Raw genomic sequence first — 15,699 nt, 5'->3', positions numbered from 1 at the left:
CTACTCGTCCTCCCGGCGCTGTCAAGGGTGCGGCAGGGAATCGACAACTGGGCCCCGAAAAGGGGGTCGGCCGGTAAACGTTGTAAAGATCATCGATGTTGGAACGTGTTGACTTGGTCGGCTTCGCCGGGCACGCTCTGCATTCATGCGGCGATGGCAGGGTGAGCAGATGTGGTTCGGCGCCGACTACAACCCCGAGCAGTGGCCCGAGTCGACGTGGATCGAGGACGTCGCGCTGATGCGCCGGGCCGGGGTCAACCTGGTGTCGGTGGGGATCTTCTCCTGGGCGCTGCTGGAGCCGGCCCCCGGCGCGTACGAGTTCGGCTGGCTGGACCGGGCGATCGACGTGCTGCACGACGGCGGGATCTCGGTCGACCTGGCGACCGCCACCGCCAGCCCGCCACCGTGGCTGGCCCACCGGCACCCGGAGACGCTGCCCCGACGCGTTGACGGCGCGATCCTCTGGCCGGGCGGCCGGCAGGCGTACTGCCCCAGCTCGCCGGTGTTCCGCGAGCGGTCGCTGGCCCTGGTCGAGGCCCTCGCCACCCGCTACGCCGAGCACCCCGCGGTGGTCATGTGGCACGTCTCCAACGAGCTGGGCTGCCACAACGTGCACTGCTACTGCGACGTCAGCGCCGAGGCGTTCCGCCGCTGGCTGCGCGAGCGCCACGGCGACCTGGACGGGCTCAACGACGCCTGGGGCACCGCCTTCTGGAGCCAGCGGTACGGCGACTGGACCGAGATCAACCCGCCGCGCACAGCGCCGACCTTCGCCAACCCCACCCAGCAGCTGGACTTCCTGCGCTTCTCCTCCGACGAGCAGCGCGCCCAACTGCGCGCCGAGCGCGAGGTGCTCACCCGCCTGGTCCGTCAGCCGGTCACCACGAACTTCATGATCAGCAACAAGTACCTGGACTACCACTCCTGGGCGTCCGACGTGGACGTCGTCGCCAACGACCACTACCTCACCGCCGCCGACCCGCGCGCCCACGTTGGCCTCGCCCTCGCGGCCGACCACACCCGGGGCGTCGCCGGCGGCGCCCCGTGGCTGCTGATGGAGCACTCCACCAGCGCCGTCAACTGGCAGCCGCGCAACGTCGCCAAGGCCCCCGGCCAGCTACGCCGCAACAGCCTGGCGCACGTGGCACGCGGCGCCGACGGGGTGCTCTTCTTCCAGTGGCGGGCCTCCCGCGCCGGGGCGGAGAAGTTCCACTCCGCGCTGGTGCCGCACGCCGGCGTCGAGACCAAGGTGTTCCGCGAGGTGTGCCGGCTCGGCGCCGACCTCGCGGCCCTCGCCGAGGTGCGCGGCAGCCGCGTCGACGCCGAGGTGGCGATCCTGTTCGACTACGAGGCGTGGTGGGGCGCGGAACTCGACTCGCACCCCACCGTCGACGTCACGTACGCCGACCGCCTCGACGCGCTGCACGACGCGCTGTGGCGGGCCGGGATCACCGCCGACGTCGTGCACCCGTCGGTCGACCTGTCCCGCTACCGGCTGGTGCTGGCGCCCACCCTCTACCTGGTGCGCGACGCGCACGCCGCGGCGCTGCGCGCGTACGTCGAGGCCGGCGGCACCGCCCTGGTCACGTACTTCAGCGGCATCGTCGACGAGCACGACCACGTGCGCCTCGGCGGCTACCCGGGTGCGTTCCGGGAACTGCTGGGCGTCCGCGTCGAGGAGTTCTTCCCGCTGCGGGCGGGGGAGCGGGTCACCCTGGACGACGGTTCCGTCGCCGACGTGTGGACGGAGTGGCTGCATCCCGAGGGCGCGCAGGTGCTCGCCGCGTACGCCGACGGGCCCCTGCCCGGTGTGCCGGCGCTGACCCGGCACCCGGTCGGCGCGGGCGCGGCCTGGTACGTCGGCACCCGGCTGGACGCGGCGGCGACGGACCGGCTGGTCGCCCGGCTGGTGGCCGAGTCGGGGGTACGCCCGGCGGCGGAGGTCCCCGCCGAGGTGGAGGTGGTCCGGCGGCGCGCCGGAGACCGCAGCTGGCTCTTCGTCATCAACCACACCGACGCCGACGTCCGGCTCGACGTCACCGGCGTGGAGCTGCTGACCGGCACGAGCTGCGGCGGTGAACTGGTCGTGCCGGCCGGCGAGGTGGCCGTGGTCCGCGAGGGTCCGAGCACCGACGCGGCCCGGTGACGGCCCGAGGGAGGTCATCCGGATGCTGGCGCGACAGCGGCAGACCGCGATCCTCGAACTGATCCGGCAGCGTGGCGGCGTGCGGGTCAGCCACCTCGTGAGCCGGTTCGGCGTCTCCGACATGACGATCCGGCGCGACCTGGAGACGCTGGCCGACCGGGGGCTGATCGACAAGGTCCACGGTGGCGCGACGCTGGCCGGCCTCGGCTCCGCCGAGGAGCCCGGTTTCGCCGCCAAGTCGGCCCGACAGCGGGCCGAGAAGCGCGCCATCGCCGAGCGGGCCGCCGCCCTGGTCGAGCCGGGCATGGCCGTCGCGCTCTCCGCCGGCACCACGACCGCCGACCTGGCCACCCTGCTCGCCGACGTACGCGGCCTGACCGTGGTGACCAACTCGATCCCGGTCGCCGACGCCCTGCACCAGAATCCCCGCGCCGACCAGACGGTCGTGCTGACCGGCGGCATCCGTACCCCCTCGGACGCCCTGACCGGGCCGGTGGCCGAGGCGGCGATCGGTTCCCTCAACGTCGACGTGCTCTTCCTCGGCGTGCACGGGATGAGCCCGCGCACCGGGTTCACCACCCCGAACCTGCTGGAGGCCGGGACGAACAGGTGCCTGATCGACGCGTCCAGGCGGCTGGTGGTGCTGGCCGACCACACCAAGTGGGAGACGATCGGGATGGCCACGATCGCCCCGCTGTCCGAGGCCGACATGCTCGTCACCGACGCGGGCCTGCCCACGGAGGCGCGCGCTCAACTCGCCGAGCAGGTCGGCGAACTGGTCGTCGTCCGGGCCGGCTGAGACCCCTGAGGTGCCGTGCGTGCCGCGATCAGCGACCGCGCTCGCGATACTCCTGCGCTGACATGCCGTAGGTCGCCCGAAAGAGCCGGCTGAAGTGCGCTTTATCCGGGAATCCCCATCGCGCGGCAATGGCGTGGATCGGCTGTCCTGCCTTCAACGGGGTGACCAGATCTCGGCGGCAGCGCTCCAGGCGCTGCCGCCGGATCAGTTCCGCAACCGTGAACTCCTCGCCCTCGAAGAGCCGGTGCAGCGACCGCAGGGAGACGTGATGGGCGGCAGCGATCGCGCCCGGGGTCAACTCCGGGTCGCCGAGGTGCTTCTCGATGAAGCTCCGGATCTTCATCCGCAACGTGCGCTGGCGAACCTCGCCCGGGAGGAGTTCCGCGGCATCCAGGTGCTGGGCCAGCGTGCCGGCCACCAGATCCAGCGCCACCGCGCCCAGGACGACGGCGTCGGAGGCCTGGTACTGCTCCGGATACCTGACGATGCGGTGTACGAACTGGGCCAGCAGCGCGGCCATGCCCGTGTCGGACGGAATCGACGTGGCGAGCAACCGTCGAGCCTTGTCCGCCGGCAGTGGCAACGTCCGATGTGGGATCACGACGGAGATGGAGCCCGCGAGTCCCTGCCCCGTGGAACGGTGGCGACCGGCGAACGGCCTGCAGTTGTCCAGGAACGTGAACGACGCCGGTTCGACGGCCGAGTGGTTGCGATCCTGGCTGATGGCGCTGTCGCCCGCCGTCGTCAGGACGAACTGGTAGTTGTCCGGTTGGCTCGTGCGCACCAGTTTCGAGGTCCGCGTGGTGTCCAGGGTCGGGTATCGCAGTCCCGCCAGCTTCACATTTCCAAGATCCACACTCTTGGCCTGAGCGACGAAGTCATCCAGGTGCGGGCTGCTGATGCGAGCAGGAGCCGCCTCCGACTCGATCACCTCGTACCAGCAGGCGAACCGATCGCGTGGTGGAAGCAGCGACGTGTCGAGAACCTGGCATGGCAGCACTCGTCACCTCCTCGTCATGACGTCCGCCGATCTTGGCGAGCGTACTCAGGCGTATCACGTGTCAGTTGCCTGGGCGAAGCCTGGTAACCGTGCCCTGCCCCGGTTCGTGCGGCGACCGCCAGCGGGCCGGGAAGGGTCACGAGGCCGACCGCCGGGGCGGCCGAGTGACGGGTGGAGGCGGGTCGCCCGCGAGCCGGACCCGCTTCCGCCACCGGTGGCGGCGCCACACGGCGACTGTGACGGCCACGGCGACGAGCAGCGCGCTGGCGCCCTTCCAGGCGCGCTCGAACCACCATCTGTCGATGCCGAACGCCGCGTCGCCGGCCGCCATCAGCCACAGCCCCACCCACGCCCACTGCCAGCCGCGCGGCCGGGAGAACTTGTCCGGCGGTTCGGAGAACGCGACGTACACCGCGGCTGCGGCGCCGACGACGACGATCAGGGGCATTCCGACGCGCGAGGTTGCCTCCCACAGCGACACGAACCGATCATGGCACCCCGTCGGCGTGGGTCACCAGAGCCGCTCCTCGCCCGCTCGGTTCCGCCCCACGATACGGTTCGATCCGTGCTGCCCGGCCGTACCGACCGCCCCTTGGTCTTCCTCGACGTGGACGGACCGCTGATCCCGTTCAGAGCCCGGCCGGTTGAACGCAGGCGTTCCTCGGGCGGCGCGGTCGCGCCGCTGGACGGCACCGGCAACCCACTGCTCGACCGGCTCGACCCGGACGACGGTCGCCGGCTGCTGGCCCTGGGCTGCGAGCTGGTCTGGGCGACGACGTGGATGGCGGAAGCGAACGAGATCGTCGCACCCCGGCTCGGACTCCCCGACCTGCCCGTCGTCGAATGGCCGGACGACGACGAGGAACCGAGGCGCGGGCTGCACTGGAAGACCGAGCCGCTGACCCGGTGGGCGGCGGGACGCCCGTTCGTCTGGCTCGACGACGAGACAACCGGCGCCGACCGGCGCTGGGTCGCGGCCCACCACCCGGCGCGGGCGCTGCTGCACCGCGTCGATCCGTACGTCGGGCTTACCGAAGCCGACCTCTCCGCCGTTTGCCGGTGGCTCACTGCCGCCGACGGCGCCGCCTGATCGCCCGCTCGCTCAAGCCGGCGGTCGTACGGCCGTCGGACCCGTCGCGGCAGGCTCGACTCCGCGTCGGACGCGCCGGCCTGCGGTGCTCTCGTCGGACGGCGCGCCTTCACAGGCACTTCACAGCGCCTCCGGTTAGGGTCCCGGGAAGTCAGCGACCGGCTCCAGGGTGGAGCGCGGTGTCTTTGCGCGGGAGTTCCGATGGTCTTCAAGAAGATGTTGAGCGCGTTCGGGGTGGGTGGGCCGAGCGTCGACACCGTCCTGACCAACCCGAACACCCGGCCCGGCCTGGCCCTCGAGGGCCAGGTGAACCTGCTCGGCGGCGACGCGCCGGCCAACATCGAGCAGGTCGTCGTCGGCCTGGTCACCCGGGTCGAGATCGAGGGCCACGACACCGAGTACGCCGGCGTCATGGAGTTCCACCGGCTGCCGGTCAGCGGCCCGCTCCAGCTCGCCGCGAAGCAGCAGCTCGCCATCCCGTTCCAGCTCCCGGTGCCGTGGGAGACCCCGATCACCGACGTCTACGGCCAGCGGCTGCGCGGCATGACGATGGGGCTGCGCACCGAGCTGGCCATCGCCCGGGCGGTGGACAAGGGCGACCTGGACCAGGTCAACGTGCACCCGCTGCCGGTGCACGAGCGGATCCTGGAGGCGTTCCAGCGGCTCGGCTTCCGCTTCAAGCACGCCGACCTGGAGCGCGGCCACATCCGGGGCACGCAGCAGACGCTGCCGTTCTACCAGGAGATCGAGTTCTTCGCCTCGCCCCAGTACGCGGGCACCATCAACGAGGTCGAGCTGACCTTCGTCACCAGCCCGCACGGCGTCGAGGTCATCCTGGAGTGCGACAAGCGCGGCGGGTTCCTCACCGCCGGGCACGACGCGTTCGGCCACTACCGCGTCTCGCACACCGAAGCCGACCGGACGGACTGGGTCCAGGTGGTCGACGGCTGGCTGCGGGAGACGACATCCCGCTACGGGAGCCTGCGTGGCGCGCACGGGTTCGGCGGCCACGGGCACGGGCATGGCCGGGGCGTCGGCATGGGCGGCGTCGTCGCCGGTGCCGCGATGGGAGCCGTCGGGGGCATGATCGTCGGTGACATGATCGGCGACGCCTTCGAGGGCGACGGCGAGGACTTCGGCGGCTTCGAGGAGTAGGACCACACACGACGGTGGCCTCCGGGACTGTCGTCCCGGAGGCCACCGTTTCTGGTGGAGCGGTGCCCGGTCAGTGCCGGGCCTTGCGCTCCTCACCACTGCGCCAGTTGCTGCCGGCCTTGGCCAGACCACGGCTACCCAGGTACCCGATGGTCAGCAGCGTGATCATGAACCAGGCGTTGTCGGCCCGGAAGATGTCCACGCCGGCCGAGTTCCGGCCGACCAGCTGCGAGGCGGCCAGCACGCCGATCACGGCCGCGATGTAGACCCAGAACTCGGTCGTACGCAGCGACGGCTTGGTCTCCGTGCCAGGCGCCTGCATGGCCTCCCGGTGCCCGTCGTGCATCATCGGCATCGGACGGGTGGGCGTCTCCTGCATGGCCCGGTCCTGCATGGCCCGGTTGGGCGCGTCCTGCGTCGTCCGGTTCATCGGCCTGGTGGAAGCAGCCTGCGTGCTCATCTTGTCCTCCTCAGGATGCGATGAGTCGTACCTGCGTTCCCTCGCCCCGCTACCGCGTGTCGGCCACGGCACGGTTCGCGTTCATGGCGGGGGCACCCGCCGTCTACCCGAGCCGCCGGGGCCAGTAACCCCCACGGCTGCCCGAATAGTCCGACCACCCGTGGCCCCGCGCCCCGCGCCCCGGCCCTGGCCCCGCGCCCCGAAGGTCGGCGTCGATCATGCGGTTGTGGTGGGGCAAAACGCCCGAACGGGCATCTGGCCGGCACCACGACTGCATGATCGACCGAGCATGGGGTGGGGCGTCGGGGCGGGTTTGCCGGGCCGGCCCTCGGGCACGCAATCCGGACCGACACTTCTGCGAGGTGATGGACGTGCGTGAGGACGACATGCGACAGGAAGCCGCCCGGCAGGCCGAGGACCGGATCGCCGGCGGGGTGTACGGCGAGGGCGCCCTCGACGAGGTGACCGTGCCCCGCACCGACGTGCAGCGGGTCATCCAGGACGAGGACCCGGACGACCCCGCCCACGTCCCGATCGACCCGGAGGTGCTGCGGGACGGCGGGCCCACCCGGGGGCAGGGCGCCGTCACCACGACCGGCGGTACCGCGGGCCCGGCCAGCGTGCGACGGGTGGCACGGCAGCCGGAGCGGCACCCCGGCAAGGTGGCCCCGACCACCACGGGCGACGCCACCACCGGCGGCCTGAGTACCCCGGCGGGCGGCTCCACCAGCGACCAGTCCGGCACCGCCAGCCAGGTCGGCGACTTCACCCCGGACTGACAGGCCCACCCCGGCCCGGCCCATCCGCCGCCCGGTCCCACCCCGGCCCCCTCCCGGGCCCGACCCACCGGGTCGATCATGAGGTTGACGGCAGCCGTAGAGATCAACACCGCCGCCAACCTCATGATCACCGGAGCCCGGAGCCCGGAGCCCGGAGCCCGGAGCCCGGAGCCCGGAGCCCGGAGCCCGGAGCCCGGAGCCCGGAGCCCGGAGCCCGGAGCCCGGTGCCCGGTGCCCGGAGGCCGGAGGCGGGCGGGTGGGGAGCCGGGGAAGGTGGGTCAGGTGGGGCGGAGGATGCCGAGGCGTTGGGTGGCGCGGGTGAGGGCGACGTAGAGGTCGCTTCGGCCCCGGGGTGACTCCGCCACGATGCGGTCGGGATCGACCAGGAGGACCGAATCGAATTCGAGGCCCTTGGCCTGGCCGACGGTCAGCACCACCACCCGGCTCTCCAGCTCCGGGTCCTCGCCGACGGCCGCCTCGGGCAGGGCGGCGGTGAGCGCGGCGCCCAGTTCGTCGACCCGGCCGGCCGGCACGATCACCCCGAGCCGGCCGTCGTCCAGGCCGGCGGCCTCCCGGGTGGTGGCGGCAACCAACTCCGCCGCCAGGTGCTCCGGCGCCACCGCGCGGTCCCACGGCGGCACTCCGCTGGAGCGTACGGAGCGGGGTGGGCGCAGCGCCGGGTCGATCTCGGTGAGCACGTCGGCGGCGACCGCCATGATCTCGGCCGGGGTGCGGTAGCTGACGGTCAGCTCCTCCAGCCGCCAGCGCTGCGCCACGTACGGCTCCAGCGCGTCGGCCCAGGACGGGGTGCCGGACAGCGCGCCGGTCTGCGCCACGTCGCCGACGATGGTCATCGAGCGGCTCGGGCAGCGGCGCATCAGCAGTCGCCAGGCCATCGGCGACAGCTCCTGCGCCTCGTCGACGATCACGTGCCCGAACGCCCAGCGCCGGTCGGCCGCGGCCCGCTGGGCGGTGGTCAGCCGGTCCGCCTCCTCCTGCCGCTCCAGCAGCCGGTCGGCGTCGAGCAGGTCGGTGACGCCGAGGATCTCACCGCCGTCGGCCTCGTCCTCGACGTCGATGGAGCGGGAGCCCCGGGCGATCTCCAGCACGCCCTCGGCGTACTCCCGTTGCATGGCCCGGATCCGCTCCCGGCGAGCGGCGGCGGCCCGCTCGTCCTCGCCGAGCAGCTCGGCCGCCTCGTCCAGCAGCGGCACGTCGGCCGGCGTCCAGCCGCCCGGCTCGCGGTGCAGCATGGCCCGCTCGGCGTCGCTGAGCATGGGCGCGGCGACGGCGATCCGCTCGGTGGAGGCGTACAGGTCGGCGAGCAGGCGCTGCGGGGTGAGCACCGGCCAGAGCTGGTCCAGCACGGCCCGCACCTCGGGCTCCTCGCGCAGCTCGCGGCGGATCTCCGCCACGTCGGCCTCGTCGAGCAGGTTCTCCCCGCCCAGCGGGTCCGCGCCGATCCGCTCGGCGACCTGGGCCGCGAGGGCGTGGACGATCTCGACGTCGAAGAGCGCCCGGGCCAGGTTGTGCGGCCGGTCGGAGCGGCGAACCCGGTCCCGGGCGGCGCGCACGGTCTCCGGGTCGAGCAGCAGCACCTCCTGCTGCGGCAGCTCGATCTCCAGCGGCTCGTCGGGCACCCACTGCCGGTCCCGGACGGCGGCGGCCAGCACCTCGACCATCACCGCGCTGCCCTTGAGCGCGGCGGTCGCGGCGGGCTCGGCCCGGCGGGCGCTCACCCCCGGGAAGAGGTCGCCCTGGGTCCGCAGGAGCACGCCCGTCTCGGCCAGCGCCGGGAGCACCTGGGAGATGTAGCGCAGGAACGTGGCGTTCGGGCCGACCAGGAGCACGCCCCGGGTGGAGAGCTGCTCGCGGTGGGTGTAGAGCAGGTACGCCGCGCGGTGCAGCGCGACGGCGGTCTTGCCGGTGCCGGGGCCGCCCTGCACGACCAGTACGCCCGGCAGGTCGGCGCGGATGATCCGGTCCTGCTCGGCCTGGATGGTCTCGACGATGTCGCGCATCCGGCCGGTGCGCCCGGCGTTGAGCGCGGCGAGCAGCGACGCCTCGCCGGTCAGCTCCTCGTGCGCGGTGGGGGAGGCGGTGTCCAGGTCCAGGACCTCGTCGTTGAGCGCGGTCACCTTGCGTTCCCGGGTACGCAGGTGCCGGCGGCGGCGTACGCCCTGGGGGTTGGCCGCGGTGGCGAGGTAGAAGGCGCGGGCCGCGGGGGCGCGCCAGTCCATCAGCAGCGGGTCGTAGTCGCCGTCGGTGTCGAAGATGCCGATCCGGCCGATGTAGTGGGGCCCGCCGTCGTCGGTGTCGAGCCGGCCGAAGCACAGACCGCTCTCCACGGCGGAGAACTGCTCGACCTGACCGGCGTACATCCGCACCGCGCTGTCGCGCTGGGAGAGTGCCTGGCGGGTGCCGCCGGTCGCCCGCAGCTCGTCGCCCAGCCGGCGGGAGGCCTGCTCACGCAGCTCGTCCAGCCGGCGGTAGAGCATCGAGACGTATTCCTGTTCGCGGCCGATTTCGTCATCGGACTGCAATTCGGCGGAATCGGCGGAATGCCTTGACAAGCCGTCTCCTATTCGAGTAGCATCTCTCTCGGAACGGCTTTGAGAGCCGTTCTTTTTTGTTGCCTGAACTGAGAAAGATACCGTGCGCCGGCCGTCGCGACCAAGCGCGCCGGGCCACGCCACGACCCGTACCGCACAGACAGCGGGGGCCCGCCGCTTGGCGGGCCCCCGGACTGCCGATTCTCAGCCCCTGGCCACCTCGTAGAGCCGCTCCGGCGTTACCGCGCCGGCGATGAGCCGGCCGTCGTCGGTGAGCAGCGCGCTGAACAGCTTCCCGGTCAGCAGCCGGCCGCTGCCCCAGTCGCCGCTGACCTTCGGCAGCTTGCCGAGCAGCGCCGCCGGGTCGGCGGTCGACCCGTTCCCGGCGCGGCCGGGGGTGGTTCCGGCCCGGTCGGCGGGCGCGCCGGCGCCGTCGAGCCGCGCGACCACCACCGTGGCCCAGCTCTCGCCGACGGTACGCACGTCCGGCCGCTCGCCGTGCGCCGGCCGCTTCCCGGGCGCGTCGGCGGGCTGCCTGCCGGCGGTCTCCTCGGTCACCTTCACCCCGGGCGGCGGGTTGAAGGTGAACTGGTCGGCGGCGGGCCGGGCGTACGACACCTGGGTGAACGCCATCTCGAAGGCCGGCTTGTCGCTGCCGTCGGCGAAGACCTCGAAGCGCAGCGGCACGTGCTGGCGCGCGTCGATGGCGATGCGCACCTGGTGCACCAGCGAGGCGGCGTCGCGCGGGGCGAGCACCAGCTCGTACGCGTCCCGGCCGGCGACCTTCGCGGATCGGCCGACGCTGACCTCGGTGCTCGGGCCGATCGCCGCCAGGGCCCGGTCGGCCGCCTCCCCGGGGGTGACCGGCAACTGCGGGGTCTCGGCCCCGGCGGCGCCCTCGGGCAGGGTGCGGTGGGTGGCGGTGTTGGACCGGCTGTTCCAGGCCCACACGTCGCGGCCGTTGCGGATGACGTCCCGCTCGCCGAGGGTGTCGACCAGCGCGATGCGCTGCCGGTCGGGCCCGGAGTGCCAGACCCGCAGCGTGTGCGTGCCGGTCAGCAGGCCGGCCGGACCGTCGCCGGCGACCAGGCCGGCCAGCGGCGGCAGACCCAGGTCGGCGCGCTGCACCACCGTGCCGGAGAGTCCCTCCAGCCGGGAGGTCTGCAGGTCGACCAGGAGTTGGGCGGCGGTACGCGGCGGCAGGCTCGGCTCGGCCTGGGCGGCGAACGTGCCGAGCGCGGCGCCGCCGCCGATGACGGTCGCGACGGCGGTCACCGGGACCAGCCAGCGCAGGACGGGACGGCTCTTCAGGACGGACATGTGACACCTCCTGCCGGACATCCTGCCCCCTGGACGCTGTGAGGGCGCTGAGGACGACCGTACGACCGCCCGCGCGGGTGGCACCCTTGACCCCGTGCGGTTGCTGGTGGTGGAGGACGAGTCGCGGCTGGCGTCCGCGCTGCAACGGGGTCTGCAGGCCGAGGGGTTCGCGGTGGACGTGGCGGCGACCGGCCCGGAGGGGCTCGACGCGGCCCGGCACGGCGGGTACGACGCGATGGTCCTCGACGTGATGCTGCCCGGCCTCTCCGGCTACGAGCTGGTCCGCCGGCTGCGCGCCGAGGAGCACTGGCTGCCGGTGCTCATGCTCTCGGCCAAGGACGGCGAGTACGACCAGGCCGACGGGCTGGACTGCGGGGCCGACGACTACCTCACCAAGCCCTTCTCGTACGTCGTGCTGCTGGCCCGGCTGCGGGCCCTGTTGCGCCGCGGCGCCCCCGAACGCCCCACGGTCCTCGCGGTCGGCGACCTGCGGCTCGACCCGGCCCGGCGGCGGGTCACCCGGGCTGACGCCGAGGTCGCGCTGACCAGCCGCGAGTTCGCGCTGCTCGACTACCTGATGCGCCGCCCCGGCGAGGTGGTCTCCAAGACGGAGCTGCTCGACCACGTGTGGGACGCCAGCGTCGAGACCGCACCCAACGCGGTCGAGGTCTACGTCGGTTACCTGCGGCGCAAGATCGGCCGGGAGCGTCTGGAGACGGTCCGGGGCGCCGGCTACCGGCTCGCCCCGTGACGCGGGGGCTGCGCGGGCGCCTGCGTGCCGCGCTCGGGCTGCGCGGGCGGCTGATGGTGGTCGGGGTGCTCGGGGTGTCGGGGGGACTGGCCGTCGGAGGCCTCGTCCTGCTCGCCGTGCTGGGCTGGGCCCTGCAACGCGCGGTGGACACCGAGGCGTTCCGGACCGCCGACGCGGTCGCGCTGCTCGCCGCCGAGGAGGTCCTGCCCGATCCGCTGCCGGTGGCCGGTGGACAGGTCCGGGTGCAGGTGATCGACGCCGAGGGCAGGGTGCGGGCCGCCTCGATCGACGCCGACCGGCTGGTGCCGATGGTGTCGCCGCAACGGGTCGACACCGGCGCGCGGCAGCGGCTGACGGTGTCGGGGGAGCGGGTCGGGCTGGCCGGGCCGGTGCGGGTGGTGGCCGTACCGGCGGGCACCGCCGCCGACCCGCGCACCGTCCTGGTGGCCCGGTCGCTGGCGGACGTGCGGCACAGCGCGCACGTCGTCCGGACCATCCTGCTGGTGAGCTTCCCGCTGCTGGTGGCGGTGCTCGCCGCCGTGGCCTGGCGGGTGGTCGGCGCGACCCTGCGCCCGGTGGAGGCGCTGCGCCGGGGCGCCGAGGAGATCACCGGACGGGACGGGGGCGGGCGGCTGCCCGTACCGGCGTCGCAGGACGAGATCCATCGGCTGGCGGTCACGCTCAACGGGATGCTGGGCCGGCTGGAGTCTGCCCGGGACCGGCAGCGGGCGTTCGTCGCCGACGCCGCCCACGAGCTGCGCAGCCCGCTGACGAACATCCGTACCGAGCTGGAGGTCGCCCGGCGGCTCGCCGACCGGACGGACTGGACGGCGGTGTCGGCGAACCTGCTCGCCGACACCGAGCGCCTCGGCCGGCTCGTCGACGACCTGCTGCTGCTGGCCCGTCTCGACGAGCGGCCGACGGCGCGGGCCACCGGGCCGGTCGAGCTGGGGGCGCTGCTGGCGGCGGTGGCCGCGCGGTACCCGTCGCCGCCGGTGCGCCTCGACGCGCCGGCGACGCCGCTGTGGACCGAGGGCGACCCCGACGAGCTGCGCCGGATCCTCACCAACCTGGTCGACAACGCGGTCCGGCACGCCCACGGCGAGGTGGTGCTGGCCGCCGGGCCGGCCGCCGACCGGGCGGGCGGCGACCGGGCGGGTGGCGACGGCGGAACCGTCGGCGAGGGCGACGGCCGAGCCGCCGGCCGGGGGGACAGCGGGGCCGGGACCGCCGGCCGGGGGGCCCGCGACGGTGCCGTGGCGTACCACCTGGTGACGGTGACCGACGACGGGCCGGGGATCCCGGCCGCGGACCGGGAGCGGGTCTTCGGCCGGTTCACCCGGCTCGACGACGCCCGCGCCCGGGACGACGGCGGCGCCGGCCTCGGCCTGGCCATCGTGCGCGAGCTGGTCCGCCGGGCCGGCGGCGGCATCGTCCTGACCGACGCCCACCCCGGCCGGGACGGCGGCGGTCCGGGGCTGCGGGTACGGCTGCTGCTGCCGGCCCTGCCCGACGCGGAGCGGCCCTGACGGAGCGGCTGCGCGGGGCCGCTGGAGGACCCGTCAGCCGCGGCGGGTGCAGACCTGCTGCGCGCGGGCGATCGTGTCGGTCGACCATACGACCGCGACTGTGAAGCAGTAGTCGGTGCTGCGGTTCAGGCCGTAGACGACGAAGGCGGTGGTGCCGGCGGGCAGGTTGGCGAAGGCCGTCTGCGCCTGGCCGACCCGGCCGCCCGAGATGACCACGGGGCCCTCCCCGCCGGCCGGGTACGTCCAGCGCAGCGCCACGTTGTCGCGGTTGTCCCGCAGCGTCACCGAACCCGGCGGGCTGCCGGGGGATGCCACGGCCTCGGCCGTCGGGCCGGCGGCGGTCGGGGCGCCCGTGCCGGCCGGGTCCCCGGCCCGGGTGGAGGCCGGCGCGCCGGTCGCGGCCGGGGGCGCCGGGTCGGGGTCACCGGCCACCCCGGCCACCCCGGCGATCACCGCGGCCGTGCCCAGCAGCACCACCACGACTCCGCCGACGACGAGCGGCAGCAGCCGGTTGCCGCGCCGCGACGGCGCGCGGTGCACCGGCACCGGCAGCAGCCGCGACGGTTGGTAGGGCTCCTCGGGCGCGCCGGGCTGGCGGACCCGGTGCACCCCGTCGGCCTCGTCGGTGGCGCCGCCGGCCAGGGGGACGACCGCCGGCGGCACGGCGCTGTCGGCCGGCCCGTCCCCGGCGTCGGCCTCGGGGGGCCACCAGCCGGGTGGCGGGTCCTCCGTGGGCTGCCGGGGTGTCGGCACCACGTGCGGCGGCCCGGCGTACGGGTCCGGCTCCGCCGGGCGGTAGCCCGGCTGCGAGGGGTGCTGCGCCGTCGTCGGCCCGTCGCCCGGGGGCGGGGTGCGCGCGGACGGCACGATCGGGCCGTCCCGGCCGACGGGCGCGGTGTCGGCACAGACATGGTCCGGGTTGGCCGCCGCCCGGGCCAGCGCCGCCACCTGCGCCGCCAGCGGGTCGTCGGCCGGCAGGTGCTGCCGGCACAGCTCCCGGGCGAGCGCCAGGTTGTCGTGCGCCTCGGCGAACTGCCCGCAGTCGCGCTGCATCGCCCCGAGCCGGGCCAGCATCTTGATGCCGCTGGGGTGCCCGTCGCCGTAGACCTCGCGGTGCAGCTCCCAGGCGTCCTGCAACCGGTCGCGGGCCACCTGGCACTGGCCGCGGGCGTACTCCACGGTGGCCAGGTCGGCGTGGGCGGCGAGCACCCGCAGCGACTCGGGACCGTCGAGCGCGGTCAGCTCGATGATCACTTCCTGGTAGAGCCGGGCGGCGCGGGACCAGCTGCCGACCCGGTGCAGCACCGCCGCGAGGGTGGCCGCGGCGGCCACCGTGCGCTGGTCGGCGCGCCCGTGCAGCCGGGTCGCGGCCGCGTACGCGAACGCGGCCCAGCCCCGGGCCGAGTGCGGCTCGCCGAGGGCGACCAGCACGCGGGCCTGGAGGCTGGCGGCCTCGGCCAGCTCGGGTGTCGCGTTGGCCGGACGCGGATCGGCGTCGGTCAGCGCGTCGGCGAGCAGCCGTTGGGCGCCGGCGAGGTCGCCGGCGGATACCAGGTGGTGCGCCTGGTCAGTCAGATCACCGAAGCCGGAAGGCACGCCCCATCGTGCTCATCCGACGACGGTAAGTACAAGACCCGAGCGGGAGTGTATTGGTCAAGAACCGGTCAGGTGTGCGGCGAGCGTCTCGCTGATCCGGCGCAACTGGTCCACCTGGGCCGGGGTCAACGCGTCGAACAGGTGTCGGCGTACGCCCTCGACGTGGCCGGGCGCGGCGGCGGCGAGGGTGGCGAATCCCTCGTCGGTGAGGACGGCGAGCTGCCCGCGCCGGTCGGTGGGGCACTCCTCGCGGCGGACCCAGCCGGCCGCCTCCAGCCGGGCCACGGCGTGCGAGAGCCGGCTGCGCGACGAGCCGCTGGCCTCGGCCAGGTCGCTCATCCGCAGCCGCCGCCGCGGCGCCTCGGAGAGCCGGACCAGGATCTCGTAGTAGGCGTGCGGCATCCCGGCGTCGCGTTGCAGCTCCCGGTCCAGCGCCTCCATCAGCGCGCGGGAGGCGGTCAGGTACGCGCGCCAGGTGCGCTGCTCGTCGGGATCCAGCCAGCGGGTCATGGCGCCCATCAT

General features: G+C 74.2%; 14 protein-coding genes. 7 read left to right on the top strand and 7 right to left on the bottom strand.

Annotated elements, in window-relative coordinates:
* Positions 1-145: 145 nt before the first annotated feature.
* Together DER29_RS02220 and DER29_RS02215 are read left to right on the top strand one after the other, a co-directional pair.
* Positions 146-2,146, top strand: a complete 2,001-nt coding sequence (locus DER29_RS02220; RefSeq protein ID WP_121395786.1) for a beta-galactosidase — start codon at positions 146-148, stop codon at positions 2,144-2,146.
* A 22-nt stretch (positions 2,147-2,168) separates the two neighbouring features.
* The gene (locus tag DER29_RS02215; RefSeq protein WP_121395785.1) at positions 2,169-2,945 is read left to right on the top strand and encodes a DeoR/GlpR family DNA-binding transcription regulator; all 777 of its coding nucleotides are present in this window, start codon (positions 2,169-2,171) and stop codon (positions 2,943-2,945) included.
* Between the two features lie 28 nt (positions 2,946-2,973).
* Here the strand turns inward: DER29_RS02215 and DER29_RS02210 are convergent, their stop codons facing one another.
* Both DER29_RS02210 and DER29_RS02205 read right to left on the bottom strand, forming a co-directional pair.
* The gene (locus tag DER29_RS02210) at positions 2,974-3,945 is read right to left on the bottom strand and encodes a helix-turn-helix domain-containing protein (protein WP_121395784.1); all 972 of its coding nucleotides are present in this window, start codon (positions 3,943-3,945) and stop codon (positions 2,974-2,976) included.
* A 136-nt stretch (positions 3,946-4,081) separates the two neighbouring features.
* Positions 4,082-4,426, bottom strand: coding sequence for a hypothetical protein (locus tag DER29_RS02205; RefSeq protein WP_121395783.1), 345 nt, complete (start codon positions 4,424-4,426; stop codon positions 4,082-4,084).
* An 84-nt stretch (positions 4,427-4,510) separates the two neighbouring features.
* Between DER29_RS02205 and DER29_RS02200 the strand changes: the two genes are divergently transcribed.
* Both DER29_RS02200 and DER29_RS02195 read left to right on the top strand, forming a co-directional pair.
* Positions 4,511-5,035, top strand: a complete 525-nt coding sequence (locus DER29_RS02200; RefSeq protein ID WP_370040015.1) for an HAD domain-containing protein — start codon at positions 4,511-4,513, stop codon at positions 5,033-5,035.
* 201 nt (positions 5,036-5,236) lie between these two features.
* Positions 5,237-6,190, top strand: coding sequence for a sporulation protein (locus DER29_RS02195; RefSeq protein ID WP_121395782.1), 954 nt, complete (start codon positions 5,237-5,239; stop codon positions 6,188-6,190).
* A 70-nt stretch (positions 6,191-6,260) separates the two neighbouring features.
* Here DER29_RS02195 and DER29_RS02190 read toward each other — a convergent pair whose 3' ends face one another.
* Positions 6,261-6,650, bottom strand: coding sequence for a hypothetical protein (locus tag DER29_RS02190; RefSeq protein WP_121395781.1), 390 nt, complete (start codon positions 6,648-6,650; stop codon positions 6,261-6,263).
* A gap of 371 nt (positions 6,651-7,021) precedes the next feature.
* Here DER29_RS02190 and DER29_RS02180 point away from each other — a divergent pair, with 371 nt between their 5' ends.
* Positions 7,022-7,429, top strand: a complete 408-nt coding sequence (locus DER29_RS02180; protein ID WP_121398940.1) for a hypothetical protein — start codon at positions 7,022-7,024, stop codon at positions 7,427-7,429.
* Positions 7,430-7,707: 278 nt separating this feature from the next.
* On the opposite strand, the gene DER29_RS02170 is transcribed toward DER29_RS02180, so the two are convergent.
* On the bottom strand, positions 7,708-9,927 hold the full coding sequence (locus DER29_RS02170; protein ID WP_121395779.1) for an ATP-binding domain-containing protein: 2,220 nt from the start codon (positions 9,925-9,927) through the stop codon (positions 7,708-7,710).
* Positions 9,928-10,185: 258 nt separating this feature from the next.
* Entirely contained in the window at positions 10,186-11,301 is a 1,116-nt protein-coding gene (locus DER29_RS02165; RefSeq protein WP_121395778.1) for a sigma-E factor regulatory protein RseB domain-containing protein, read from the bottom strand.
* 94 nt (positions 11,302-11,395) lie between these two features.
* Between DER29_RS02165 and DER29_RS02160 the strand changes: the two genes are divergently transcribed.
* Positions 11,396-12,052, top strand: coding sequence for a response regulator transcription factor (locus DER29_RS02160; RefSeq protein ID WP_089001271.1), 657 nt, complete (start codon positions 11,396-11,398; stop codon positions 12,050-12,052).
* Positions 12,049-13,581: a sensor histidine kinase gene (locus DER29_RS02155; protein ID WP_370040014.1), complete on the top strand. Its 1,533-nt coding sequence runs from the start codon at positions 12,049-12,051 to the stop codon at positions 13,579-13,581. Before DER29_RS02160 ends, DER29_RS02155 begins: the two co-directional genes overlap by 4 nt.
* Before the next feature lie 33 nt (positions 13,582-13,614).
* Here the strand turns inward: DER29_RS02155 and DER29_RS02150 are convergent, their stop codons facing one another.
* Together DER29_RS02150 and DER29_RS02145 are read right to left on the bottom strand one after the other, a co-directional pair.
* Positions 13,615-15,177 (bottom strand): tetratricopeptide repeat protein, encoded by a 1,563-nt coding sequence (locus DER29_RS02150; protein WP_121395777.1) that lies wholly within the window; start codon positions 15,175-15,177, stop codon positions 13,615-13,617.
* Between the two features lie 57 nt (positions 15,178-15,234).
* On the bottom strand, positions 15,235-15,696 hold the full coding sequence (locus DER29_RS02145; RefSeq protein ID WP_121398937.1) for a MarR family winged helix-turn-helix transcriptional regulator: 462 nt from the start codon (positions 15,694-15,696) through the stop codon (positions 15,235-15,237).
* Positions 15,697-15,699 lie beyond the last annotated feature (3 nt).

It is taken from the genome of Micromonospora sp. M71_S20 (assembly GCF_003664255.1).
Taxonomy (GTDB): Bacteria; Actinomycetota; Actinomycetes; order Mycobacteriales; family Micromonosporaceae; genus Micromonospora.
Note: the sequence above shows the minus strand (reverse complement) of the source record. Positions and strands in the feature narration are given on the sequence as shown.

What these genes read in the sequence shown, in the direction of transcription:
- DER29_RS02220 (WP_121395786.1), top strand. Translation starts at nt 146, where the DNA reads ATGCGGCGATGGCAGGGTGAGCAGATGTGGTTCGGCGCCGACTACAAC.
- DER29_RS02215 (WP_121395785.1), top strand. Translation starts at nt 2,169, where the DNA reads ATGCTGGCGCGACAGCGGCAGACCGCGATCCTCGAACTGATCCGGCAG.
- DER29_RS02195 (WP_121395782.1), top strand. Translation starts at nt 5,237, where the DNA reads ATGGTCTTCAAGAAGATGTTGAGCGCGTTCGGGGTGGGTGGGCCGAGC.
- DER29_RS02190 (WP_121395781.1), bottom strand. Translation starts at nt 6,650, where the DNA reads ATGAGCACGCAGGCTGCTTCCACCAGGCCGATGAACCGGACGACGCAG.
- DER29_RS02170 (WP_121395779.1), bottom strand. Translation starts at nt 9,927, where the DNA reads ATGCTCTACCGCCGGCTGGACGAGCTGCGTGAGCAGGCCTCCCGCCGG.
- DER29_RS02165 (WP_121395778.1), bottom strand. Translation starts at nt 11,301, where the DNA reads ATGTCCGTCCTGAAGAGCCGTCCCGTCCTGCGCTGGCTGGTCCCGGTG.
- DER29_RS02145 (WP_121398937.1), bottom strand. Translation starts at nt 15,696, where the DNA reads ATGGGCGCCATGACCCGCTGGCTGGATCCCGACGAGCAGCGCACCTGG.